The sequence below is a fragment of the Ensifer canadensis genome (assembly GCF_017488845.2).
Lineage (GTDB): Bacteria > Pseudomonadota > Alphaproteobacteria > Rhizobiales > Rhizobiaceae > Ensifer > Ensifer canadensis.
In genome coordinates this window covers 2,374,780-2,398,119 of record NZ_CP083370.1, presented here as the reverse complement: position 1 = coordinate 2,398,119, position 23,340 = coordinate 2,374,780, and the positions used below count along the sequence as shown (strand labels likewise).

Annotated in this window: 19 protein-coding genes and 1 pseudogene; 4 read left to right on the top strand and 16 right to left on the bottom strand. The window is 63.7% G+C overall.

Annotated features, from left to right (window positions below; translation table 11 throughout):
- Window positions 1-201 precede the first annotated feature (201 nt).
- The gene (locus J3R84_RS11650; protein WP_025427826.1) at window positions 202-603 is read left to right on the top strand and encodes an ACT domain-containing protein; all 402 of its coding nucleotides are present in this window, start codon (window positions 202-204) and stop codon (window positions 601-603) included.
- Window positions 604-615: 12 nt separating this feature from the next.
- Here J3R84_RS11650 and J3R84_RS11645 read toward each other — a convergent pair whose 3' ends face one another.
- The 7 genes and pseudogenes from J3R84_RS11645 to J3R84_RS11615 all read right to left on the bottom strand — a co-directional run bounded on the left by J3R84_RS11645 (window position 616) and on the right by J3R84_RS11615 (window position 8,180).
- Window positions 616-1,035, bottom strand: a complete 420-nt coding sequence (locus J3R84_RS11645; protein ID WP_025427825.1) for a GFA family protein — start codon at window positions 1,033-1,035, stop codon at window positions 616-618.
- Window positions 1,036-1,159: 124 nt separating this feature from the next.
- Window positions 1,160-2,755: an MFS transporter gene (locus J3R84_RS11640; RefSeq protein WP_225906329.1), complete on the bottom strand. Its 1,596-nt coding sequence runs from the start codon at window positions 2,753-2,755 to the stop codon at window positions 1,160-1,162.
- On the bottom strand, window positions 2,748-3,215 hold the full coding sequence (locus tag J3R84_RS11635; protein WP_371412246.1) for an SRPBCC domain-containing protein: 468 nt from the start codon (window positions 3,213-3,215) through the stop codon (window positions 2,748-2,750). The genes J3R84_RS11640 and J3R84_RS11635 overlap by 8 nt, the downstream gene beginning before the upstream one ends.
- A 133-nt stretch (window positions 3,216-3,348) precedes the next feature.
- Window positions 3,349-3,916, bottom strand: a pseudogene (locus tag J3R84_RS11630) (TetR/AcrR family transcriptional regulator).
- The gene (locus tag J3R84_RS11625) at window positions 3,913-4,434 is read right to left on the bottom strand and encodes an HPP family protein (protein ID WP_239637557.1); all 522 of its coding nucleotides are present in this window, start codon (window positions 4,432-4,434) and stop codon (window positions 3,913-3,915) included. Before J3R84_RS11625 ends, J3R84_RS11630 begins: the two are co-directional and overlap by 4 nt.
- Before the next feature lie 39 nt (window positions 4,435-4,473).
- Window positions 4,474-6,468 carry a CocE/NonD family hydrolase gene (locus J3R84_RS11620; RefSeq protein ID WP_057211091.1) on the bottom strand — a complete coding sequence of 665 codons (1,995 nt, stop codon included), beginning with the start codon at window positions 6,466-6,468 and terminating at the stop codon, window positions 4,474-4,476.
- Window positions 6,469-6,590: 122 nt separating this feature from the next.
- Window positions 6,591-8,180, bottom strand: a complete 1,590-nt coding sequence (locus tag J3R84_RS11615) for an ABC transporter substrate-binding protein (RefSeq protein WP_025427820.1) — start codon at window positions 8,178-8,180, stop codon at window positions 6,591-6,593.
- A gap of 128 nt (window positions 8,181-8,308) precedes the next feature.
- On the opposite strand from J3R84_RS11615, the gene J3R84_RS11610 reads away from it, so the two are divergent.
- Together J3R84_RS11610 and J3R84_RS11605 are read left to right on the top strand one after the other, a co-directional pair.
- On the top strand, window positions 8,309-9,103 hold the full coding sequence (locus J3R84_RS11610; RefSeq protein ID WP_057211094.1) for a helix-turn-helix domain-containing protein: 795 nt from the start codon (window positions 8,309-8,311) through the stop codon (window positions 9,101-9,103).
- 173 nt (window positions 9,104-9,276) lie between these two features.
- On the top strand, window positions 9,277-9,618 hold the full coding sequence (locus tag J3R84_RS11605; protein ID WP_057211096.1) for a PAAR domain-containing protein: 342 nt from the start codon (window positions 9,277-9,279) through the stop codon (window positions 9,616-9,618).
- Window positions 9,619-9,699: 81 nt separating this feature from the next.
- Here J3R84_RS11605 and J3R84_RS11600 read toward each other — a convergent pair whose 3' ends face one another.
- From J3R84_RS11600 to bcoG, 9 genes are all read right to left on the bottom strand, one after another.
- Window positions 9,700-11,352, bottom strand: coding sequence for an ABC transporter ATP-binding protein (locus tag J3R84_RS11600; RefSeq protein ID WP_025427817.1), 1,653 nt, complete (start codon window positions 11,350-11,352; stop codon window positions 9,700-9,702).
- Window positions 11,345-12,172 (bottom strand): ABC transporter permease, encoded by an 828-nt coding sequence (locus J3R84_RS11595; RefSeq protein ID WP_025427816.1) that lies wholly within the window; start codon window positions 12,170-12,172, stop codon window positions 11,345-11,347. Before J3R84_RS11595 ends, J3R84_RS11600 begins: the two co-directional genes overlap by 8 nt.
- Window positions 12,169-13,284 (bottom strand): ABC transporter permease, encoded by a 1,116-nt coding sequence (locus J3R84_RS11590; RefSeq protein WP_025427815.1) that lies wholly within the window; start codon window positions 13,282-13,284, stop codon window positions 12,169-12,171. Before J3R84_RS11590 ends, J3R84_RS11595 begins: the two co-directional genes overlap by 4 nt.
- Window positions 13,284-14,873 (bottom strand): ABC transporter substrate-binding protein, encoded by a 1,590-nt coding sequence (locus tag J3R84_RS11585; protein WP_025427814.1) that lies wholly within the window; start codon window positions 14,871-14,873, stop codon window positions 13,284-13,286. The genes J3R84_RS11590 and J3R84_RS11585 overlap by 1 nt, the downstream gene beginning before the upstream one ends.
- Window positions 14,874-15,213: 340 nt before the next feature.
- Complete coding sequence (locus J3R84_RS11580; RefSeq protein ID WP_025427813.1) at window positions 15,214-15,996, bottom strand: carnitinyl-CoA dehydratase; 783 nt, start codon at window positions 15,994-15,996, stop codon at window positions 15,214-15,216.
- Window positions 15,997-16,000: 4 nt separating this feature from the next.
- On the bottom strand, window positions 16,001-18,067 hold the full coding sequence (locus tag J3R84_RS11575; RefSeq protein WP_025427812.1) for an acetate--CoA ligase family protein: 2,067 nt from the start codon (window positions 18,065-18,067) through the stop codon (window positions 16,001-16,003).
- A 230-nt stretch (window positions 18,068-18,297) separates the two neighbouring features.
- Window positions 18,298-19,458 carry an acyl-CoA dehydrogenase family protein gene (locus tag J3R84_RS11570; RefSeq protein ID WP_025427811.1) on the bottom strand — a complete coding sequence of 387 codons (1,161 nt, stop codon included), beginning with the start codon at window positions 19,456-19,458 and terminating at the stop codon, window positions 18,298-18,300.
- 277 nt (window positions 19,459-19,735) lie between these two features.
- Window positions 19,736-21,226 carry a carnitine 3-dehydrogenase gene (locus tag J3R84_RS11565; protein WP_025427810.1) on the bottom strand — a complete coding sequence of 497 codons (1,491 nt, stop codon included), beginning with the start codon at window positions 21,224-21,226 and terminating at the stop codon, window positions 19,736-19,738.
- Between the two features lie 11 nt (window positions 21,227-21,237).
- Window positions 21,238-22,140: a 3-dehydrocarnitine:acetyl-CoA trimethylamine transferase BcoG gene (bcoG, locus tag J3R84_RS11560; protein ID WP_025427809.1), complete on the bottom strand. Its 903-nt coding sequence runs from the start codon at window positions 22,138-22,140 to the stop codon at window positions 21,238-21,240.
- A 108-nt stretch (window positions 22,141-22,248) separates the two neighbouring features.
- Here bcoG and J3R84_RS11555 point away from each other — a divergent pair, with 108 nt between their 5' ends.
- Window positions 22,249-23,286: a GlxA family transcriptional regulator gene (locus tag J3R84_RS11555; protein WP_025427808.1), complete on the top strand. Its 1,038-nt coding sequence runs from the start codon at window positions 22,249-22,251 to the stop codon at window positions 23,284-23,286.
- Window positions 23,287-23,340: the final 54 nt, after the last annotated feature.

Below are 23,340 nucleotides of genomic sequence, written 5' to 3'. Positions count from 1 at the left end.
AACGGCAGAATGTTGCGTGTCGAAGACATGGTTGCTTCCTCTGCCGCGTTCGGGCGGCGGCCGTGTGAACCCATGTTTTTCGCGGACCCGGCCGAATGCAAATCGCAAGAGCGTGCTTCACGGCAATGTGACGATCCGCTACCACTGCATTGGCGACTTGATCCCGCATAGCGGGGACTGTGGAAGGTTAGAGGAGGGGTGATGGCTGGCGAAACGGATTTGACGAAGCTGCTGGCGACGATGGCGCCGGTTCTGTTTCCGCAGACCTATGTCTATTGCACCGTGCCCCATGACGAGGCGCAGCGTTACATGCCGGTGGAGCCGCTTGCCACCTATCGCGAGGACGAGGGGCTGACGCTGATCCTGGAGCGTCATGCTGCCGATGCGGCCGGCCTTTCCTATGGTCCGCTGCTTCGCCGCATCACGCTCAATGTGCATTCGGCGCTTGAGGCGGTCGGGCTGACGGCGGCGGTGGCGACGGCGCTGACGCGGGAGGGCATCAGTGCCAACGTCGTGGCCGCCTATTATCATGACCACATCTTCGTGCCGGAGGCCGATGCCGAGCGTGCGCTCGAGGCGCTGCTGGCATTGAGCCCGGCCTGATCGCCTCGGCGATCACATGAAGCGGATGTCGCGCGGCGGGTTTTCGTAGTCGTCGTGACGACCGTTCTCGTAGATGATCGGTGCCGTGCCGAGTTCCTCGTCGCTGACGCCGTCAACGCAGGCGACGTTGACGGCGTAGAAATGGCCGAGGAAATCCTCGAGATAGCCGCGCGAAAACGGCCGGATGCCGCAGCGGCTGCAGAAGTAGTGATCGACGTCGCCCTCCCGCCAGTTCGAAGGCTCCGCCCGATAGCTCGTCAACGCCTCCTTGCCCCTGGTGATGGCAAACTCGTCGCGCAGCGCGAAGGATTTCTGCATGCGCGTCTTGGCGCAAAAACTGCAATTGCAGCGGCGGATGCCTTCGGCAAGGTCGAGCTGGCATTCGAACTCAACGGTGCCGCAGTGGCAGCTGCCGCGATAGCGCTTTTTCATCGGACGGGCTCCTGTCTTTGGACAGTCGTCGGCTGTCCCTGGTCTTTCGACCGGGGAAACGACGCTGGCGAGTTGAACGTTGATGCGATTTATGTGTTGGCGTCCGTTGTGCGGACGCCGGTTATTATCCGGCTTTGACCGAGGCCTCCGCCTCGTCGGCAATTGCCGGATCGCTGTCGGCGCCGTCACCGGTTGCCTTGCGCAAGAGCAGGAAGGCGAGCAGTGCCGTCAGCAGCGACAGGGCCACGCAGATCGATGCGGTGAAGGCAAACGAATTGGTGAACACGTCGCGGGCGGCATTGAGCAGCCGTTCGGATTGCTCGCCCGGAAGTTGCTCGGCGATGGCGACGGCGCCGCCAAGCGTCTGGCGTGCGGCCTCCACGGTCTCAGTCGGAAGGCCGGTGACGATCACGGCGTCCATGCGGGTGCGATAGGCTGATGTCAGCATGCTGCCGAGCACGGCGATCCCGAGCGCACCGCCGAACTCGAAGCTCGTCTCCGAGATCGCCGATGCAGCGCCGGCGCGCTCCGGCGGGGCGGAGCCGACGATCAGGTCCGTCGTCAGCGTGCCCACTGGCGCAAAGCCGAGGCAGAGAACGACGAGGCCCGTCGTGACGAGCAGCGGACTGCTCGTCGTTTCGACCTGGGTGCAGATCGCAAAGCCGATGGCGGTCAGCACGAAGCCGGCAGCAATCAGGTTCGAGGCGGCATAGCGGGCGGCAAGCGACGGAACCAGGATCGAACCGAGCACCATGGCGACCCCTGTCGGCACCGACCAGAGACCGGCGACGAAGGGCGACAGGCCGAGCACGAGCTGCAGATACTGCGCCACGAACAGGAAGGCGCCAAAGCCGACGAACAGGCCGAGAATATTAACGCCGAGGGCGGCGCTGAAAGCCGGGGTCCTGAACAAGGCGAGGTCGATCAACGGATCGGCAAGCCGGCTCTGGCGCCGGGCAAACAGGATGGCGACGATCAGCCCGAGCAGGATGAAGAACACGGCGGTGACGTCGAGACCGTCCTCGGCGATGCGCTTCATGCCATAGATTACCGACAGCACGGCAACCAGCGACTGTCCGGCACTGATGAAATCGAGCCGGCCGGCATTCGGATCGCGGAACTCCGGCAGCAGCATGGGACCGAGGATCAGAAGCAGGATCATCACAGGCACCGCGAGCAGGAACACCGAACCCCACCAGAACTGAGACAGCATCAGCCCGCCGACGACAGGGCCGATGGCGCCGCCGGCGGAGAAGCTGGCGATCCAGATGCCGATCGCCAGCGTGCGCTGCTTGTCATCGAGGAACATGTTGCGGATCAGCGACAGCGTCGAGGGCGCCAAGGTTGCTGCTGCGACGCCGAGGACAGCACGTGCGAGGATCAGCGTTTCGGCGCTCCAGGCGAAGGCGGCCAGCACCGAGGCGATGCCGAAGGCGATGGAGCCGATCATCAAGAGCCGGCGCCGGCCGATGCGGTCGCCAAGCGTGCCCATGGTGATCAGAGAGCCCGCCACCATGAAACCGTAGATATCGACGATCCACAGGAGCTGCGAGGCCGATGGCTTCAGCTGCTCGGTCAGTTGCGGCACCGCGAGATTCAGGACCGTCAGGTCCATCGAATAGAGCATGCAGGGCAAGGCGAGGACGGCAAGGCCGATCCACTCCCGCCGCGTGGCCTTCGGGCCCGGTGTGTTGTCCGCGGTGGTCATTGTCTCAGACATCGGAAAGATACTCCTCCAGTCTTTCGAGGCACTCGCCCCAGCCTTCCTGGTGCGAGTCGCGCTCGTCGACGCTGTCGAAGGGGGTCTGGTGGAAGGTCAGACGGGTCTTGCCGCCGACATCGACGAATGAAACGGTGATCAGCGTGTCGGCACCCGGCTTGCCTTCTTCGTCCCAGGCGAAGGTGAAGATGAGTTTCTCCGGCTCGATCACCTCGCGATAGACGCCGCCCATCCAATAGTCGCGCCCTTCCGGCGAACGGATGCAGGCGCGCCAGGCGCCGCCGGGGCGGAAATCCATCGTCAGCGAGTGCGGGCTGAAATCGCGCGGTCCCCACCAGCGCAAGGCATGCTCGGGCGTTGACCATACCCTAAACACCAGGCTGCGCGGCGCATCGAAGATCCTGGTGATTTCGAGGCTCAGTCTGTGTTCGCGCGATGCGTTTTCACTGGTCATTGCCATAACAATTCCTCCCGCAGCCAGCGCTGTCGCTTGGCGCGGCCGTTCTTTAACCTGAAAGTTATTTAACTTGATGGTTAATAACTGGGCGCGCGGGGAATTGTCAAGGCGGCCGAGGCCTGAGATCTGATTTTTGTCAGTTATGCGACAGGGTGCATCGGCCCTTAAGGCGGAGGGGCACGCGGCCGAAAGCTTCGGCGTCACCAAGGCTGCGGGCAAGAATGAGTGCCCCCTGGATGCCGCCGATCACTTCTTCGGCCAGCGCCTGCCGCTCGTTCTCGGCGATACCCTGGCGGCCGAGCGCCTCGGCGAGGGCAGTCCGCCAATCGGCAAAGTATCGGGTGAGCTCGACGGAGAAGCGATCATGGGCGCCGCTGGCGGGCAATGACGCCCATCAGGCAGAGGCGGCGTCCCCGGCGAAAGTAGCTGTCGACGGAGGCAAACATGTCGTCGATCGCAGCCGCCGGCCTTTCGCTGTTGCGCAGCAGGTCGAATATGTTGGTCTGGAACCATAGGGCGATGTCGCCAAGCACCGCCTCGGCCATCTCCTCCTTCCCACCAGGGAAGAAGTGATAGAGGCTGCCCTTGCCGAGCCCGGTCTTCTCGGTGATCAGGTTGAGGCTCGCGCCATCATAGCCGTGTTCGCGAAAGACCTCCGCGAGCGTGGCGATGACGTCCTGGCGCTCGGCGACGACGCGGCTCATGCGGGTTTCCTCGGCAGCGGATACTCGACCTTGCCAAAACGATGAAACAGCGTTCCAACCGCAACCAGCACCAATGAGCCGGTCAGAACGGGGAAAAGCAGGAAGTCGAGGCCGGGGTCGCTGGCAAAGACCACGAGCGGAGTGGCGCCCGCCGGCGGATGGGTGATGCGCAGCGCTGCCATCAGCGCGATCGCAGCACCGACCGCAAGGCCGACCGCCCACCACTCATTGGGGAAGACTGCGCGCATGACGAGGCCGACCAGCGTCGCGAAGAAATGTCCACCGACGACATTGGCGGGCTGGGAGAGCGGGCTGCCGTCGACCGAGAAGATCAGCACGCAGCTGGCGCCAAACGGCGCCATCAGAAGCGGTTCGCCGACGATATTGGTGAGCGCGCCGACGGCGGCGATGGCCACGAGGCCACCCATGCCGGCAACGAGGCCGCGGCCGATATGGACGGCAGGTTGGTGGCAATTGAAGAAATGGCGCACGACTGTAACTATCAGTAAAATGTTCACCGATTGGTGCAGTCATACGCTTTTGGAGCCAAGACGGTGTTACATCAGGTCGCGTGCGACCCGCTTGGCAAAGCTCTTCTCGAAGATGGGCGCGTCGTTTTCATAGGCGACGATCTTGGCTTCGGTGATCCAGTCGTCGGCATCGCAGGTGAGAACCGAGGTCGAGACCGTGCGCACCGACCAGCCCTCGCGTTTGGAAATGCAGGTCCAGGTCGAGGTGCCGATCATCGAATGCGGATTGTCGGGAGCGATGGACCAGGTCTCGTCGCGGATGTCCTGCGTCGCGAGCCCGGTATCCGGATGCTCGCTCAAGCCCCCATCCTCGTAGATGCGATAGTGGGTGACGCCGTTGGTCATGTCGCGTTCGACGGTGCGGCTGGTGCTGCCGGCCGTCCGCTCGATGTATTTCGGCAGCGGATCCGGATTTTCCGGCTCCGGCACGACGACCTCGTTGTGCTGGCCGAGCAGCGGAAGGGCAAGCGTCAGGCTCGCTGTGTCGATGGTGAGGCCGGGATCATCAGGCGGCGGCAAAATCATCGGCCAGTAGGACGTCGACAGCGACAGCCGGATGCGGTGGCCGGCGCGCACGCGATAGCCGCAGGCGTCGAGCACCAGTGTGATCCGCGTGCGGCGACCCTTTTCCATTGCCCGCGGTTCGGCATTGCCGTCGCGATGCGCCAGATTGAGCACGCCGAAGGCGATGCGGGTGGCGGTACCATCCGGGTGCACGTCGACGATGCGGGCGACAAGGTTGGCCGTGTCGGCCGGGCAGGTGACATCGACCGAGAGGCTTGGCTGGCCGAGATAGTCTTCAGCCTCCAGCAGCGGCCGCGTTTCGAAGGTCAGCGCTCCGGCATCGTCGATGCGCTGGTCACCGGCCATTTCGGCATCGGGTTTCAGGGTGAAATATTCGCCGGAAGCCGTGCCGGTATCGAGCGGTGATTTCAGATAGACCTCGCCGGTGCCCATATCTTTGGCGTCGGTGGAAAGCCTGCCGTCGAGCGTGATGCCGAGAACCTGCATCTCCGGCTTTTGCCAGACGTCCTTGGCGACCCAGCGGCCAGGGTCGTTGTCGCGCCGGACGGCCGGGCGCGGGCCGTCGAGGATATAGGCGCGCACCTGCGGTCCGCCTTCGGCGCCGTTCTTTTCGTCGCGCAGCCAACGGTTCCACCAGCGGATCGCCTCGCCGTGAAAATCGGCGCGGGGCTTTGGCCAGGCGAAATGCGGATATTTGTGCACCCAGGGGCCGATCAGCGCCTTGGCCTTTGCGCCGAGGCCCTCGACGGCTTTCAGCGGCGTGTTGCGATAACCGTCGGCCCAACCGGCGATGACGAGCGCGGGAGTGTCGAAGCCGCCGAAATCCTCCGAGATCGAGCCGTGCTGCCAGAAGGCGTCGCGGCGCTGATGCTCGAGCCATTCCTCCATGAAGTAGGGTTCGTTCTCCAGGCGCTCCAGCCACATCTCCTTCCAGCGGTCGCCGACGATCGCAGGGTCGGGCGCGCGCGATTGATAGGCAAGCATGGTCGCCGCCCAGGAAAGCTGGGCGGAGAGATGGCACCCATTCTTGTAATGGATGTCGTCGTTGTAGCGGTCGACGGTCGAGGCGATCGAGATCACCGCCTTCAGCGCCGGCGGCTTGAGGGCTGCCACCTGCAGGCAGTTGAAGCCGCCCCAGGAGATGCCCATCATCCCGACCTTGCCATTCGACCACGGCTGGGCGGCGATCCATTCGATGATCTCGCAGCCGTCGGAAAGCTCGCGCGGCGTATATTCGCCATCGATGACGCCATCGGATTCGCCCGAGCCGCGAATGTCGACGCGCACGCCGGCAATGCCGGCGGCGGCAAAGACCGGATAGGTCGATTCATCGCGGAGACTCGTGCCGCCGCGCTTGCGGTAGGGCAGGTATTCGAGCACGGCCGGCACCGGCTCAGCGTCGGCGCCATCCGGCATCCAGATGCGGGCGGCAAGCCGCGTGCCGTCCTTCAATCGGATCCACTCGTTCTCGATCAGGGTGAATTCACGCTCTGACATATCGGTTGTTCCGCTCACTCTCATTGTTCTTACGCGTTTCCAGACGCAAAACCGCTAAACACTTCTGCTGGAAATGCTCTAACGCATTGTTTTTACGCGCTTCCGTACGCGAAACCGTGTTCTTAGCTGTCGAACCAGACGCGGCTGGCAACATAGCCGTTCGAAAGGTCGTTGCCGATGTCGTGGACGAAACCCTTCAGCGATGCGGAAGCGGCGTTCACGTAGTCGTTGAACACCGGCAGGATCAGGCCGCCCTCGTCGCGCACCGTCATCGCCATCGTACGGTACATCTCCTTGCGCTTGGCATCGTCGAGCTCCGAGCGGGCCTGAAGCAGGAGCTTGTCGAAGTCCTCGCGCTTGAAGCGCGTGTCGTTCCACTCGGCGCTGGAGAGATAGGAGGTGGAGTAGCGTGAATCCTGCGTCGGCCGGCCGCCCCAGTAGGAGGCGCAGAACGGCTGGACGTTCCAGACATTGGTCCAGTAGCCATCCTCCGGCTCGCGGCGCACTTCGAGCTCGATACCGGCCTTCTTGGCGCTTTCCTGGAACAGAACCGCGGCGTCGATGGCGCCGGGGAAGGCGGCATCCGAGGTGCGCAGAAGGATCGGCCGGTCGTGGCCCGATTTCTTGAAGTGGAAGGCGGCCTTGTCGGGGTCATAGGCGCGCTGCTCGATGCCCTCGGGCGCCAGCGCATAGTTCTCGTTGACCGGATAGTCGTTGCCGAGCGTGCCGAAACCACCGACAACGCGGTCGAGAATCGCCTGTCGGTCGACCGCATATTTGAGTGCGAGCCTCAGGTCGTTGTTGTCGAAGGGCGCCGTGTCGCAATGCATCAGGAAGCTGTAGAAGCCCTTGCCGGCGGTCCGGAGAATCTCGACGCGCGGCGCACGCTTCAGGAGCGGCACCGTCTTCGGGTCGATGTTGTTGATGAAATGCACCTGGCCGGAGGAAAGCGCGGCGATGCGCGCGGTCGTGTCGTTCATCACGATGATTTCGACGCTGTCGACGAAGCCGCGGTCCTGGCGCCAGTCATTGGCGTTCTTCTCGAAGGTCGAGCGCAGGCCGGCTTCATAGCTTGCAAGCTTGTAGGGGCCGGTGCCGATGGGCGAGGCGGGATTGTCGACGCCGCCGCGTGGCTGGATGATCAGGTGATAGTCGGTCAGAAGCAGCGGCAGGTCGGCATTGCCTTCGGTCAGTGTCAGCACCAGCGCGCCGGCCTTTTCCTCGATGTTCTTGATCGAGCGCATCAAGCCGAGCGCACCTGATTTCGAGCCTTCGTCCGAATGCCGCTTCAGCGTGGCGATGACATCGGCGATGGTCATCTTGCTGCCGTCGTGGAAGCTGACGTCGCTGCGGATCTTGAAGGTCCATTGCGACGCATCCGCCGAGGGCTCCCAGGATTCGGCCAGTGCCGGCAGCGGCGCGCCGGTCTTCGGATCGGATTCGACCAGGGTGTCGCCCCAGAGGTGGCCGATGACGAAGGACACCGAGCCGCTATAGCCGGCGGGATCGAGCGTATCGGTGGTGGCGCCGCCCTTCAGGCCCAGTTTCAGGTGACCGCCGCGCTTGGGCTCCTCGGCGCGTGCATCGCCCGCAACCATCGTGCCGCCCAAGCCTGCCGCCAGACCGAGGGCCGCGGTGCCCGCCAGGAAGCCGCGGCGGTTGATGCCTGTCGGCACGATGAGGCCGTCGGGACGCTTGGTGAATTCGCTCATATGCAGGTTCCCTCTGAAGTGTTGTTTCAAGGGAAAACCTAACGGCTGCGGCGGGTTGCACAATTTCGCGACTTGACGCTGATTTACGCGACTTTACGCTATCTGTTCCGGATCGCTGGGAGCCGCTCGTGCACGACGCCGACAACTTTGCCGCCAATCTTCGTTTCGCCTGCGCGACGCGGCGCTCGATCTCGCAGATCTGTCGCGAGATCGGCATCAACCGTCAGCAGTTCAACCGCTACATCAGTGGCGAGGCGCGGCCGTCGGCGCATAATGTCGCGCGCATCGCCAGCTTCTTCGGGCTGCAGGCGCAGGACTTTTCCCTGTCGTCGAAACTGTTCGAAGCCCGCATGGTCAGGCCCGATCGCGACCGCTCGCAAGCCGGGCTGCTGCTTGAAGGATTTCCCGGTGATCTGGCCGGGCTTCGCCGCCATATCGGCTATTACCAGACCTACCATCTCTCGCCGTCGTGGCCCGGCCGCGTCGTCTGTTCCTGCGCCCGCATTCACGAGGAGAGCGGATCGATCCGGGTGAAGTCGATTGAGCGCATCCGCGATGCCGCCAACGAAATCCAGCAGTTTTCGAAATATGTCGGCCTCGTCACCTTCTGGCGCAATCGCATCTTCATCGCCGAGCGCAGCGTCGGGCGCCAGCCGATGCTGTCGCAGACGATCCTGATGCCGTTCGAAGTGCATCAGCGCGTCTATCTGCGCGGCACGACCATGGGCGTTTCCTGGCGCAAGGAAAACCTGCCCTATGCCTCGCGGATGATCTGGCGCACCCTCGGCCAGGAGCCGGATATCCGGCAGATGCTGTCGCGCTGCGGCGTGCTGGCCACAGGCTCGCGGCAGATGCCCTCGACGGTCAGGGCCTTTCTCGAAACGCCTGATGCCGACGTGCTGACGGTGCCGACCGATTATTGAGATAGCGTGCGCGGCGTTGCCGACTTAAAGCGCATCGCGATCTCCAGGTTTGCTCGCTGCGCTTTAAGTTCTTGTTCCTACGCATGTCGTTATCGCAAAACCGCTGCGCACTTTTGCGCGACATGCTCTAGATTGCGTTGCATTCCGCGTCTGCACCGTCGAAGGAGAAGCTGATGAAATCTGCAGATATCGCCATGTCTGGACTTCTGCTCGCGGTCTCGGCCATGCCGTCTGCCGCCGAAGATGCGCGCCCGCCCATCCCGGCTTGCGCGCTTTCCGGCTCCACCAGCGTCATGATCGGCGGCCAGCCGGCGCTTCGGCTCTCCGACGTCGCCAACTGTCCGCCGGAGCTTTACGAGGTGGTGCCGAGCATCATGATCGAAGGGCAGCCGGTCGTGCATTTCCGGTCAGGCAGTGGCGCCACCGGCGACTGCACCGCCAAGGCGGAGCCGTCGGTGACCTTTGAGGGCGAAGCGGCGCAACGATTGGGCGATGTCGATTGCAAGGTGAAGTGACGGCTGGATCGTCTTGACCAACCTAGCCCTCTCCCCGCAGGCGGGGAGAGGGGACTACGTAGGCACTTTCGGCGCTGGCCCTCAGTTGCCCGCACTTTCCATGCGGCGGGTCGTCAGCACCCGCTCCAGCCAGCCGATTTCCATCTCGGGAACGGACTTTAGCAACAGGTCGGTATAGTCGTCGAAGGGCGGTGCCAGCACCTTGGACTTCGGGCCGAAACGCACCAGCCGGCCGCGATGCATCACCGCGACGCTGTCGGCAATCGCCCGGACGATGGCGATGTCGTGGGTGATAAAGACATAGGAAACAGCGGTTTCCTCCTGAAGCTTCAAAAGCAGATTCAGGATGCCTTCGGCCACCAGCGGGTCGAGGGCCGAGGTTGGCTCGTCGCAGAGGATGAGTTCCGGCTCCGCGGCGAGCGCCCGGGCAATGGCGACGCGCTGCTTCTGGCCGCCGGAAAGCTCGGCCGGATAGCGATCGAGGAACTTCGTTCCCATCTCGATCTGGTCGAGCAGTTCCTTGACCCGCGCCGTCTTCTTGGCGCCATGCATGCCGAAGTAGAAGGACAGCGGTCGGCCGACGATGTCGCGCACCGTTTGGCGCGGGTTCATCGCCGTATCGGCCATCTGGTAGATCATCTGGATGCGGCGCAGTTCGTCGTTGCTGCGGCCCTTCAAGGCGCGCGGCAGTTCCTTGCCTTCGAAGGTGATGCGCCCTTCGGTCGGCGGCAAGAGGCCGGTGATGACGCGCGCCAGCGTCGACTTGCCGGAACCGCTTTCGCCAACGATCGCCAACGTCTGGCCCTTGGGCAGATGCATGGAAACGTCGTGCAGCACCTTGAAGCCGTTGGCATAGCCAGCGCTGATATGCTCGATCTTCAATTGCGTGCCGGTCTGGTCCGGCGCTTCTTCGCGCTTGGTCTGGCGTACGCTGACCAGTGCCCGGGTATAGTCTTCGGCCGGAGCCTCGATCACCTGTTTGGTGGTGCCGTACTCCACCGTCTTGCCGTGGCGCAGCACCATGATGTCGTCGGAGATCTGGGCGACAACGGCAAGGTCATGGGTGATGTAGAGGGCTGCGGTGTGCGTTTCCTCGATCGCGTGCTTGATCGCGGCGAGCACGTCGATCTGGGTCGTCACGTCGAGCGCCGTCGTCGGCTCGTCGAAGACGATCAGCTCCGGGTTGGGGCAGAGCGCCATAGCGGTCATCGCCCGCTGCAACTGACCGCCGGAAACCTGGTGAGGATAACGCTCGCCGAAGCTTTCCGGATTCGGCAAGCCGAGCACCTGGAACAGGTAGAGCGCACGCTTTTTTGCTTCCTCGCGGTTCATGATGCCGTGGCGAAGCGATGCCTCGATCACCTGATCACCGAGCCGGTGCGCCGGGTTGAAGGCGGCGGCCGCCGACTGTGCGACGTAGCAGACGCGGGCGCCGCGGATCGAGCGGATGCCGTTCTTGTCGAGCGGCAGGATATCCTTGCCGTCGAGCAGCACCTGGCCCCCGGTGATGCGCACGCCACCGCGGCCATAGGCGAGCGCCGACAGGCCAATGGTCGACTTGCCGGCCCCGGATTCGCCGATCAGGCCAAGCACCTTGCCCTTCTGGAGGTCGAAGGAAACGCCTTCGACCAGGGTCACGGTTTTCGGTGGCTCGCCCGGGGGATAGCTGGTCGCTTCGATCTTCAGGTTCTTGACGGAAAGAAGCGTGTTCTTGTCAGGTGAAGCCTCAGGCATCGCCACGCCCTCCTTTCAGGCTGGAGGTTCTCTTCATCAGCCAGTCGACCACGAGGTTGACGCAGATCGCCAGTGTCGCGATCGCAGCACCCGGGATCAGGGCAGCTGATATGCCGAAGATGATGCCATCCTTGTTGTCCTTGACCATGCCGCCCCAGTCGGCGGCCGGCGGCTGGATGCCGAGGCCGAGGAAGGAGAGGGTGGAAAGAAACAGGATGGAAAAGGCAAAGCGCAGGCCGAACTCGGCAAGCAGCGGCGACAACGTGTTGGGCAGGATCTCGCGGAAGATGATCCAGACGCTGCCTTCGCCTCTTAGTCTGGCCGCCTCGACGAACTCCATGACCGCGACATCGAGCGCGACCGCGCGGCCGATGCGGAACACGCGGGTGGAATCGAGCACGGCCATGACCAGGATCAGGATCCACAGATGCTGCGGCAGCACCGCCAGCACGACGAGGGCGAAGATCAGCGTCGGGATCGCCATCATCAGATCGTTGAAGCGGGAGAAGAACTGGTCGACGAACCCGCCCATGACCGCGGCGGTGAAGGAGAGGATCATGCCGAGCGAGAAGGACAGCACGGTTGCCGCCAGCGCCACGAAGATGGTGGTGCGGGCGCCGTAGATCAGGCGCGACAGCAGGTCGCGCCCGAGATTGTCGGTGCCGAGCAGGAAGTCGCCACCGGAAGGAAGCCAGACGTCGCCGACGACCTCGCGTTCGCCGAAGGGGGCGATGACAGGGGCGAACAGGGCGCAGAAGATCGCAATGGCGATGCCGGCGATGCCGATCCAGGCGCTAAGGGGGATGGATCTCAGGTTCATCGCGGATGCCTCAGTCTCGGGTTGGCGAGAATGGCGATAATGTCGGCCGCCATGTTGAGGAAGATGTAGAAAGCCGCGAAGATCAGGCCGCAGGCCTGCACGACCGGCATGTCGCGCACGGTCACGGCATCCACCATGTATTGCCCCATGCCGGGATAGACGAACACCACCTCGACCACGACGACGCCGACGACGAGATAGGCAAGGTTGAGCGCGATGACGTTGATAACAGGTGCCACGGCATTGGGAGCGGCGTGGCGGGCGATGATGCGGAACATGCCAAGCCCTTTGAGTTCGGCCGTCTCGACATAGGCCGACGACATGACGTTGAGGATCGCCGCTCGGGTCATGCGCATCATGTGGGCGAGAACGACGAGCACGAGGGTTGCGACCGGAAGCGCGATCGCCGAAAGCCGCTCGCTGAAGGTCATGCTGTCATAGACCGTCGCCGGGAAGGTGGCGACGCCGAATTTGACGGCGAAGAACATGATCAGGAGATAGCCGACGAAGAACTCGGGCAGCGAGATGGCCGCCAGTGAGACGACGTTGATGATCTTGTCCGGCAGCCGGTTGCGGAACTGCACCGCCAGCATGCCCAAGCCGACGGCAAGCGGCACGGAGACGAGCGCGGCGAAGAAAGCGAGGAACAGCGAATTGCCGAGACGCTTGCCGATCTGTTCCCCGACCGAGTTCTTGCTGGCCCAGGAGGTGCCGAAGTCGCCTTGCACGGCGCCGCCGAGCCAGGAGAGGTAACGCTCGCTCCAGGGCTTGTCGAGGCCGAGGTCCTTGCGGATGTTTTCCACCGCCTGCGGCGTTGCCGACTGGCCGAGATAGGTGGTGGCGAAGTCGCCGGGAAGCGCCTCGATGCCGCCGAAGATCATCAGCGACACGGCAAAGAGCAGGCCGACGCTCAGGCCGAGGCGCTGAAGGATCAGCGCCGCGAGAGGACGGCGAAAGATAAAGCGCCGCCTGAAGGTGCCACCGAGTTCGCCCTGGGCGTCGGCGGGGTTGGGTTTTGCTGGTACACCGGAAAGATCGGCAGACCGCGGATGTGCTCCATCCGCGGTCCCATCCGTCGGAACCGGACCAGTCATCGGTCCGCTTTCCATCATCAGGCGTCGAGCCAGACGCGGGTCGCGACGTAGCCATTCGACATGTCGTTGCCGATATCGTGGACGTAGCCTTTCACCTGCTTGGTGGAGGCGTTCACGAAGTCGTTGAACATCGGCAGGATCAGGCCGCCTTCGTCGCGCACCATCATCGCCATGGTGCGATACATGTCCTTGCGCTTGGTCTCGTCCAGTTCGGAGCGTGCCTCGAGCAGGATCTTGTCGAAGTCGGGGCGCAGGAAGCGCGTGTCGTTCCAGTCGGCGGTGGACAGATAGGCTGTCGAATACATCTGGTCCTGGGTCGGGCGCCCGCCCCAGTAGGATGTGGAGAACGGCTGGACGTTCCAGACGTTCGTCCAGTAGCCGTCGCCCGGTTCGCGCTTGACCTCGATCTCGATGCCTGCCTTCTTCGCGCTTTCCTGGTAGAGCACGGCCGCATCGACGGCGCCTGGGAAGGCGACGTCGGAGGTGCGCAGCAGCACCGAGCCACTGTGGCCGGACTTCTTGTAATGGAAGGCCGCCTTGTCGGGGTCATAGGCGCGCTGCTCGATGCCTTCGGGGAAGAGGGCGTAGGTGTCGTTGATCGGGAAGTCGTTGCCGACCTTGCCGTAACCGCCGAGGATGCGCTCGACCATGGTCTCGCGGTCCATCGCATATTTCAGCGCCATGCGCAGGTCGATATTGTCGAACGGCGCAGTGTTGCAGTGCATGATGAAGACGTAGTGGCCGCGGCCGGACGTGTTCAGGATCTCGACGGTCGGCGCCTTCTTCAGGAGATTGACGGTCTTCGGATCGACGCGGTTGATGAAGTGGACCTGACCGGAGGAAAGGGCCGCGATGCGAGCGGTGGCATCGTTGATTGCAATCAGCTCGACCGAATCGACAAAGCCGCGATCCGTCCGCCAGTCGTCGGTGTTTCGCTCGAAGGTGGCGCGAACGCCGGCCTCGAAGCTCGCCACCTTGAAGGGTCCGGTGCCGATCATGGCGTCGGGAGCGTCGATGCCACCATTCGGCTGGATGATCAGGTGATAGTCGGACAGAAGCAGCGGCAGATCGGCATTGCCCTCCGTCAGCTTCAGCACCAGCTTGTCGCCGTCGGCCTTGATCTCCTCGATCGATTTCATCACGCCGAGCGCGCCGGACTCCGACTTCTCGTCGGTGTGGCGCTGCAGCGTCTTGATGACGTCGTCGATGGTCAGTTCCTTGCCGTCGTGGAACTTCACGCCCTTGCGGATGGCGAAGGTCCAGGTCGAGGCATCGGCAGATGGCTCCCAGGATTCGGCGAGCGCCGGCACGGGTGCGCCGGTGGTCGGATGGCTTTCGACCAGCATGTCGCCCCAGTTGCGGCCGACGACGAACATGAACTGCGAGAGTGCCTTGGCCGGATCTTTCGAGTCGGTCGCGGCAGCGCCTTCGAGGCCGAGTTTCAGATGGCCGCCGCGCTTCGGCTCCTGGGCCGCGGCGCTGGTGGCAAACAGTGTTCCTGCCGTCGATGCGAGGATGCCGGCTGCAGCCGCGCGTCCGAGAAATTCACGCCGGTTCATCCTGCCGAGCATGACCTGTCGTGTGAGGTAATCCTTGTAATCGCTCATTCCCCTGTTCCCTTCTGTGTCGGCATTCGCCGTTCGTTGTGGTTGGTAGAGATTGCTGCGTACCGCCACCTTGCGGATGGCTTTCGGATCGGCCGTTTGGGCCAATTTTTTGTCTTCGCTTGCCTCGTTTCTCCTTTCTCGGGCGGACGCTCTTGGCTTCAGATCGATAAGCCTAATCGCTCGATTGCACCTTGTAACGTCCTAAATTATAATTCATTTCCATAAGCTACATTTATGGATAGGCCTTCGGCGGCGCGCGGGAGACCCCACACGTTCCGTGACGTCGCTTTGCCGGTTCACCGGCCCGTCGTCAGTCCTGCGCCGCCCGTGGCAGCGTCTGTCAGCGCCCCTTCCAGACCGGGTCGCGCTTCTCGGCAAACGCCTTTGCGCCCTCCAGCTGGTCCTCGCTCGAATAAAGAATGTCGACAGTCTTGAACTGCCGGCGGGTGATCTTGTTCATCGTCGCCTGGAAGGTCTCGCCCTCGGCTGCGCGCACCACTTCCTTGATGGCGGCATAGACGAGCGGCGGGCCGCTCTCGAGCAGGCGGGCGAGCTCCCAGGCGCGCGCCATCAGCTTGTCGGCGGGCAGGATCTCGTTGACGAAGCCCCAGCGGTTGGCTTCGACGACATCGAGCCAGCGGCCGGTCAGGAGCATGTCCATGGCGATGTGATAGGGGATGCGCTTCGGCAGCTTGATCGAGGCGGCGTCGGCGACGGTGCCGGAGCGGATTTCCGGCAGCGCGAAGGTGGCGTGCTCGGCTGCGAGGATCAGATCGGTGGAAAGCGCGATTTCGAGGCCGCCACCGCAGCAGATGCCGTTGACGGCTGATATCACAGGCTTGTTGAGATCGCGCAGTTCCTGCATGCCGCCGAAGCCGCCGATGCCGTAGTCGCCATCGACAGCATCGCCGGCCGCCGCCGCCTTCAGGTCCCATCCCGGACAGAAGAATTTTTCGCCGGCCCCGGTGATGATGGCGACGCGCAGCGTGTCGTCGTCGCGAAAGTCGCGGAAGATCTCGCCCATCACCCGGCTGGTCTTCAGGTCGATGGCGTTCGCCTTCGGCCGGTCGATCGTGACTTCGAGAATGCCGCCTTCGCGGCGGGTAAGGATCGGTCCGGTCATGGCGTCAGTTCCTCCGGCGGATCAGGGCGTCGGCGGCGATGGCTCCATGGCCTTCCGGTAACACCATTAAAGGATTGATATCGAGTTCTTCGAGGTTTGAAGCGTTTGAAACGACATAGGATGCCGCAGCGGCGACAGCGTCGGCAAGGGCCGCGAAATCGCCCTTCGGTCCGCCGCGGTAGCCGTCGAGCAACTTCCTGATCTTCAGTCCGTCGATCGCCTCGCGGATCAGCTCCGGCGTCGTCGGCAGCGTCAGGATTGCGGAATCATCCAGCAGTTCCACGAGGATGCCGCCGGCGCCGATGGTCAGCACCGGGCCCGCGACGGGATCGCGCATCGCGCCGATGATGAGTTCGGCCACGGGTTTTGCCACCATCTTCTCGATGAGATAACCCGATGCCACGGCAGCCATGCCTTCCGCGGCGCTAAGCACCTCGGCACTGCTTGCAAGGTTCAGCTTGACGGCCCCGGCCTCGGTCTTGTGGGCGACGCCCAGCCCCTTGAGCACGACGGGGAAACCGAGGCTTTCGGCTGCCGTGGCGGCCTCTTGCGGCGTCGATGCGGTCGTGCCCGGCGGAACCTTAAGGCCCGAAGCCGCAAGCTCGGTCTTGGCTTCATGTTCGCTAAGGGTGATGGCATTGCCACCGCCTGAAACGCCGCCGTTCAGGAGCTTCGGCGGTGCGGGTCTGGCCCAGGCCGCGCCGATGCCGGCAGCGGTCTCGACGGCTGCCAACGCCTCGTCGATCCCAAAGAAGGGGATGACACCGGCAGCCATCAGAGAGAGTGCCGTCTGTTCCGGCATGTTTTCGCCGAGGCTGGCGACGATACCGGCGCGGGCGCTGGTCGCGTTTGCCGCATCGATCACCGCGTCGCAGGTCGTCACCCAGTCGGCCGCGTCGCAGCGGTCCTGGCGGGGGAAGTCCAGCACGATCAGGTTGAGCGCATAGCCGCCCTTCATCATCGCGCTGAAGGCGGTCGTCTGTTTCTCGCGGTTGCCCCAGACGAAGGTGTGGTAGTCGAGCGGGTTGGCGATCGTCACCATCTCGCCGAGGCTTTCCTTCAGGGGGCGTCGCTGTTCTTCCTTCAGTGCCCGGAAGTTGACGCGATAGCGCACGCCGGCATCCGCCATCAGCGAGGCCTCGCCCCCCGAACAGCTCATCGAGGAAATCTCGCTGCTTTCGAGCGGGCCGGCGACATGCAGCAGCTTCAACGTTTCCAGCAGCGCCGGCAGCGTGTCGACGCGGCCGATGCCGAGGCGGGCGAGAAGTGCGGAGGAGACCCGGTCGTTGCCGGCAAGCGAGGCCGTGTGCGAGACCGTGGCAAGCTGGGCTGCCTCCGACTTGCCGACCTTCAAAGTCACGACCGGCTTGCCGAGTTCACGGGCGCGCGTTGCCAGCCGCTCGAGCGCTGCAATGCTGTCGAAACCCTCGATATGCAGGCCGACGGCAGTGACGCGCGGATCTTCCAGCACGGCGCAGGCGATGTCGGACAGGCCGGTCTGCGCCTGGTTGCCGGCGGTCATGAGATAGGCGAGCGGCAGGCCGCGCGTCTGCATCGAGATGTTGCAAGCGATGTTGGAGGATTGCGTCAGGACGGCAACGCCTCTTTCGACGCGCTGCATACCGTGCTGGTCGGGCCAGAGCAGGGCGCCGTCGAGCATGTTGATGAAGCCGTAACAATTCGGGCCGACGATTGGCATGTCGCCGGCAGCGGCAACGAGCGCTTCCTGCATGTCGTTGCCGTCATCGAGTTCGCTTGCCGCCTCGCGAAAACCCGAGGCATAGCAGACGGCGCCGCCGGCACCGCGCGCCGAAAGCGCCGCGATGATGTCGATGGTGAGCTGCCGATTGACGCCGACGAAGGACGCGTCCGGTGCTCCGGGAAGGTCGGCGACCGAGCGGTAGCACCTGCGTCCGAGGATCTGGTCCTCCCTCGGATGCACCGGCCAGATATCGCCGGCGAAGCCCATCTTGTCGCATTGTTCGATGACCCGCCGCGCCTCCTTGCCGCCGAAGACGGCGATGGATTTTGGTCGGATCAGCCTGTCGAGGGAACGGGGTGTTTGGGTCATCTAATCAGACACTCCCACGTTCCTGTGTTTCGCGACGCCCTCATTCCTGTGCTCGTCACAGGAATCCAGCCGTCTTGCATCGGCAAGCCGGTGAAGAGTGTTTCTGCCTTGGAGGCGGTGTCGGGTCTGGTGTTCGTCAAAGGGTCAATCGCGGCACGGACGTGCCGCTGCTGGATTCCTGTGACGGGCACAGGAATGAGGGGTGGGGAGGAGCGCCGCTCGATCATTCGTTACGCTCCGAGCGGCCGCAGCAGGTCGCGGCTGATGATGTGGCGCTGGATCTCGGAGGTGCCGTCCCAGATGCGCTCGACGCGGGCGTCGCGCCAGAAGCGGGCGAGCGGCAGGTCGTCCATCAGCCCCATGCCGCCGAAGATCTGGATCGCCTCGTCGGTGACGCGGGCAAGCATTTCGGTGGCGTAGACCTTGGCAGAGGCGATCTCGCGGTTGGAGGGCAGGCCCTGGTCGAGGCGCCAGGCGGCCGAAAGCGTCAGCAGATCGGCGGCGTCGATCTCGGTGATCATGTCGGCGAGCTTGAAGGAGACGCCCTGGTTGGCGCCGATCGGCTTGCCGAACTGCTTGCGCTCGGCGGCGTAGTTCAGCGCGTAATCGAAGGCGCGACGCGCGCGGCCGACCGAGGTCGCAGCCACCGTCAGCCGTGTGGCGAACAGCCAGTCGTTGGCGACGTCGAAGCCTTTGTGTACTTCGCCGAGGATCTGGGCGGAGGGCAGGCGGCAGTCGTCGAAGGTCAGGATGCAGTTGTTGTAACCGCGGTGGGAGACGGAGCTGTAACCCTTGCGGATCTCGAAGCCGGGCGTGCCGCGGTCGACGAGGAAGCAGGTGATCTTCTTTTTTGGCCCGCGCGGTGTGTCCTCTTCACCCGTTGCGATGAAGACGATGACGAAATCGGCGATGTCCGCATGGCTGATGAAATGCTTGGTGCCGTTGACGATCCAGTCGTCGCCGTCCTTGCGGGCAAAGCACTTCATGCCGCGCACGTCGGAGCCGGCATCCGGCTCGGTCATGGCGAGCGCGTCGAACTTGTCGCCCTTGACCGCCGGCAGCAGGTATCTTTCGCGCTGCTCGTCGTTGCAGGCCATCAGGATGCCCGAAGGGCGGCCGAAGAAGACGGTGAGGCCCATCGAGCCGCGGCCGAGCTCGCGTTCGACCAGCGTGAAGGACGTATGGTCGAGACCGGCGCCGCCCACCTCTTCGGGGAAATTGCAGCCGAAGAAGCCGATTTCCTTGCACTTGCGGGCAATATCCTGGCCCAGTTCGGGCGGCACGATACCCGTGCGCTCGACCTCGTCCTCATACGGATAGATTTCGGTCTCGACGAAGCTGCGGACCGTGTCGACGATCATCTGCTGTTCATCGGTCAGTGCGAAATTCATGTGTTCTCCCTCGCAATTTATCTGCCTGCCCTCTGGCCGATCTCCCCATCGGCCGCTGGCATGCGCGGTTGCCTGCCCCTCACCCTAACCCTCTCCCCGCAGGCGGGGAGAGGGGACGCTTTGCGACTGCGCTCCTACTGCCGAAGACAGGGGCGAGCGGCTGCAGCATGTTCCTTCGCCCGTTGACGGGGACAAGGTCGCGGCAGCGGGATGAGGGGCGGCCGTCGCCCGACTTTTCCCGCAAAGACTGCCCCTTCCACGTCGAAGGAGCCGTCCGTTAGCGCTTCTGGCCGACGAACCGTCCGGCACCTTCGGGCGTCGGCAGGCCGGCGTGGGCCTCGGTGATCGCCTTCAGCTTGTCCAGGACCTTGGCTGGGGCAGCGACCGATTTGCCGGCCTTGCTGTCGACGTGCAGCATCATCTGCTCGGCGGTTGCGATGGCTTCCTTCGTTTCGGCATTGTAGATCGTCGAGAAGAGATGCAGGCGCTTCTCGTCCGACGACAGAAGCTGGCAGGTCGAATAGAGCGCATCGCCGAGCTTGGCCTCGCCGAGGTTCCGGATATGGGTCTCGACCGTGTAGTAGCTGTGGCCGTCGCGGACATAGTCGAGGTCGACGCCGATCAGGCGCAGCAGGCCGTCGGAGGTATCGCCGAACACCTGGAGATAGCGGTGCTCGGTCATGTGGCCGTTATAGTCGACCCAGGCGGCGCTGACCTTGGTGTCGAGAATGTGCAGCGGCTTGACGTCGCCGAGATCGGCTTCAGGCTTCTTGGCGTTGGCCCAGAGCTTCGCCTCGAAGTCGGCAAGCAGCTTGCCGGCGCCCCAGCCTTCGCCGCCATTGCCCGATTTCAGCGCATGCATGATGCCGACGAGGTTTTCGTCGCGGATGCGCTCGAGCTCGCGGATCGAGCGGCCGGCGGCCTGCGCGTCCGACTGTGCACCGATCTTCTCCACCAGCGCATCGTCGAGATCGACGACATCGGTGAACTTGGTCCAGGGCCATTTCAGGCAGGGGCCGAACTGGGCAAGGAAGTGGCGCATGCCGGCTTCGCCGCCGGCGATGCGGTAGGTCTCGAACAGACCCATCTGCGCCCAGCGCATGCCGAAGGAGTAACGCATGACATTGTCGAGCGTCTCGGTATCGCAGATGTCATCCTGGATCAGCCACAGCGCCTCGCGCCAGAGCGCTTCCAGCAGACGGTCGCCGACGAAGGCCTCGATCTCCTTGGCAATGACGACGCCCTTCATGCCGATCTGTTCGACGCCCTGCATGGCGCGCTCGATGGTCGCCTTCGACGTCTTCTTGCCGCCGACGAGTTCGACGAGCGGCAGCAGGTAGACGGGGTTATACGGGTGCGCCACGAACATGCGCTCGGGGTGCTTCATCTCGGCCTGCAGGTCGGATGGTAGCAGCCCCGAAGTGGAGGAGCCGATCAGCGCGTCAGGTCTTGCGGCGGCATCGATCTGAGTGATGACGCCGCGCTTCAGCTCCAGCCGCTCGGGCACGCTTTCCTGAATCCAATCAGCGTCCTTGACCGTTTCCTCGATGCTTTTGCAGAAGGTGAGTTTTCCCTTCGGCGGCAGCGGCGCCATGGTCAGCATCGCATAGGCGCGCTCGGCATTGGCCATGACTTCGCCGATGATGCGTTCTGCCTCCGGATGCGGGTCGAAGATCTTCACATCGATGCCGGCAAGCGCAAACCGCGCTACCCAGGCGCCGCCGATGACGCCGCCACCGACGCAGGCTGCTTTCGTTATAAGGCTCATGATATCCCCGCTCAGCGCTTCGTCAGCTTCAGTTTCTTGCGGACCTCATCCGGCCCGATGATCTTGGCACCCATGCCCTCGATGAGGCCGACTGCCTTTTCGACGAGCTGACCGTTGGTCGCGAGCTGGCCCTTGCCGATATAGAGATTGTCTTCGAGGCCGACGCGGACGTTGCCGCCGGCAAGGACTGCTGCTGCCGGGTAGGCAAGCGCGTTCCGGCCGATTGAGAAGGCAGAGAAGGTCCAGTTATCCGGCACGTTGTTGACCATGGCCATGAAGGTGTTGAGGTCATCAGGCGCCCCCCACGGAATGCCCATGCAGAGCTGGATCAGCACCGGATCCTCGATCAGCCCTTCCTCGGCGAGCTGCTTGGCGAACCAGAGGTGGCCGGTGTCGAAGGCCTCGATCTCGGGGCGGACACCGAGCGCCGTCATCTGCCGCGCCATTTCGCGCAGCATCGACGGCGTGTTGGTCATGACATAGTCGCCGAGCGAGAAGTTCATGGTGCCGCAGTCGAGCGTGCAGATTTCCGGCAGGCAGTCGGCGACATGGGCAACGCGCTCGGTGGCGCCGGCCATGTCGGTGCCTTTTTCGTTGACCGGGAACGGGCTTTCGACATTGCCGAAAACCAGGTCCCCGCCCATGCCGGCTGTCAGGTTGAGCACGACATCGACATCGGCGGAGCGGATGCGGTCGGTGACTTCGCGGTAGAGATCGAGCCTGCGGGCAGGGGCGCCGGTGTCCGGATCGCGGACGTGGCAGTGGGCCACGGCAGCACCCGCCTTGGCGGCTTCAATCGCCGCATCGGCAATCTGCTTTGGCGTGATCGGAACGTGGCTGGACTTTGAAACGGTGTCTCCGGCGCCGGTGACGGCACAGGTGATGAATACCTCGCGGTTCATGCTGAGCGGCATTGCAGTCTCCCTTTTATTAAAGCCATTACGAGCCAAGAACGGCGGCTCTGCTTTTCATAATCGGTTCTATCTTGTACATTATCGGCAACGATAAGGAGAAGTTTGCGAATGGATCAGAGCGTTTCGCAGGTGCAGCACGCCGACATCCTGGTGTTGCCGGAGACCAACCTGATCCTCGTTGCCTCGGTGATCGAGCCGATGCGCGCTGCCAACCGCATCGCCGGCCGGCCGCTCTACAGCTGGACGCTCTACAGCCCTGACGGCGAGCCGATCGAAACCAAGAGCGGCATCCCCATTCCGGTTGCAGGCGCTTTCCGACCACAGCGCGAAACGGCGCCGCTCTTCATCCTGTCGAGCTACAATTGGCAGCGGAGCGCCACCTCGCAGCTGAAGATGATGCTGTCGCAGACGGCGCGCCATCGCGAGCTGATGGCGGGCATCGAATCCGGCTCCTGGCTGCTTGCCGAAACCAGCTTGCTCGACAATTCCAAAGCCACCACCCACTGGGAGGATTTCGAGGATTTTACCGCCACCTATCCGCAGGTGACGATGGTGCGCGAACGGTTCGTCATCGACGGCAAGCGCATCACCACCGGCGGCTCCCTGCCGACGCTCGACCTGATGCTGGAGCTGATCCGCCGGGCGCACGGCTATTCGCTGGCGCTCGAAGTGTCGCGCCTGTTCATCTACGAACAGGAGCGCACCCGCGGCGACCTCCTGCAGATGCCGGCGATCGGCAACATGCGCATCCTCGACCCCCGTGTCGGCGCCGCGGTCAAGCTGATGGAGGAAACGGTTGAGGCGCCTTTGACGCTCGCGCGGCTCGCCCGCCGCATCGGCGTCGGTGCCCGGCACCTGCGGGACCTGTTTCGCGACACGATGGGGGTGGGGCCGCACGAACATTACCTGGCGCTGCGCCTTAATGCGGCGCGGCGTAAGGTGATCGAGACGCGCATGGAATTTGCCGACATCGCCGCGATCACCGGCTTCAATTCGTCATCATCCTTCTCGCGCAGCTACCGCGCCCATTACCGCGAGAGCCCGAGCGAGACGCGTCGTCGGCTGAAGCTTGGCCATGGAGCCGAGGATCGCGGCCGTTCGCCGGAGGGTGCGATCGGCAAGGCCAAGGCGACTGGACATCCCTAAGGCACGTCGCGCAAAAGTGTTCAGCGGTTTTGCGATGACGACATGCGAAAAAAC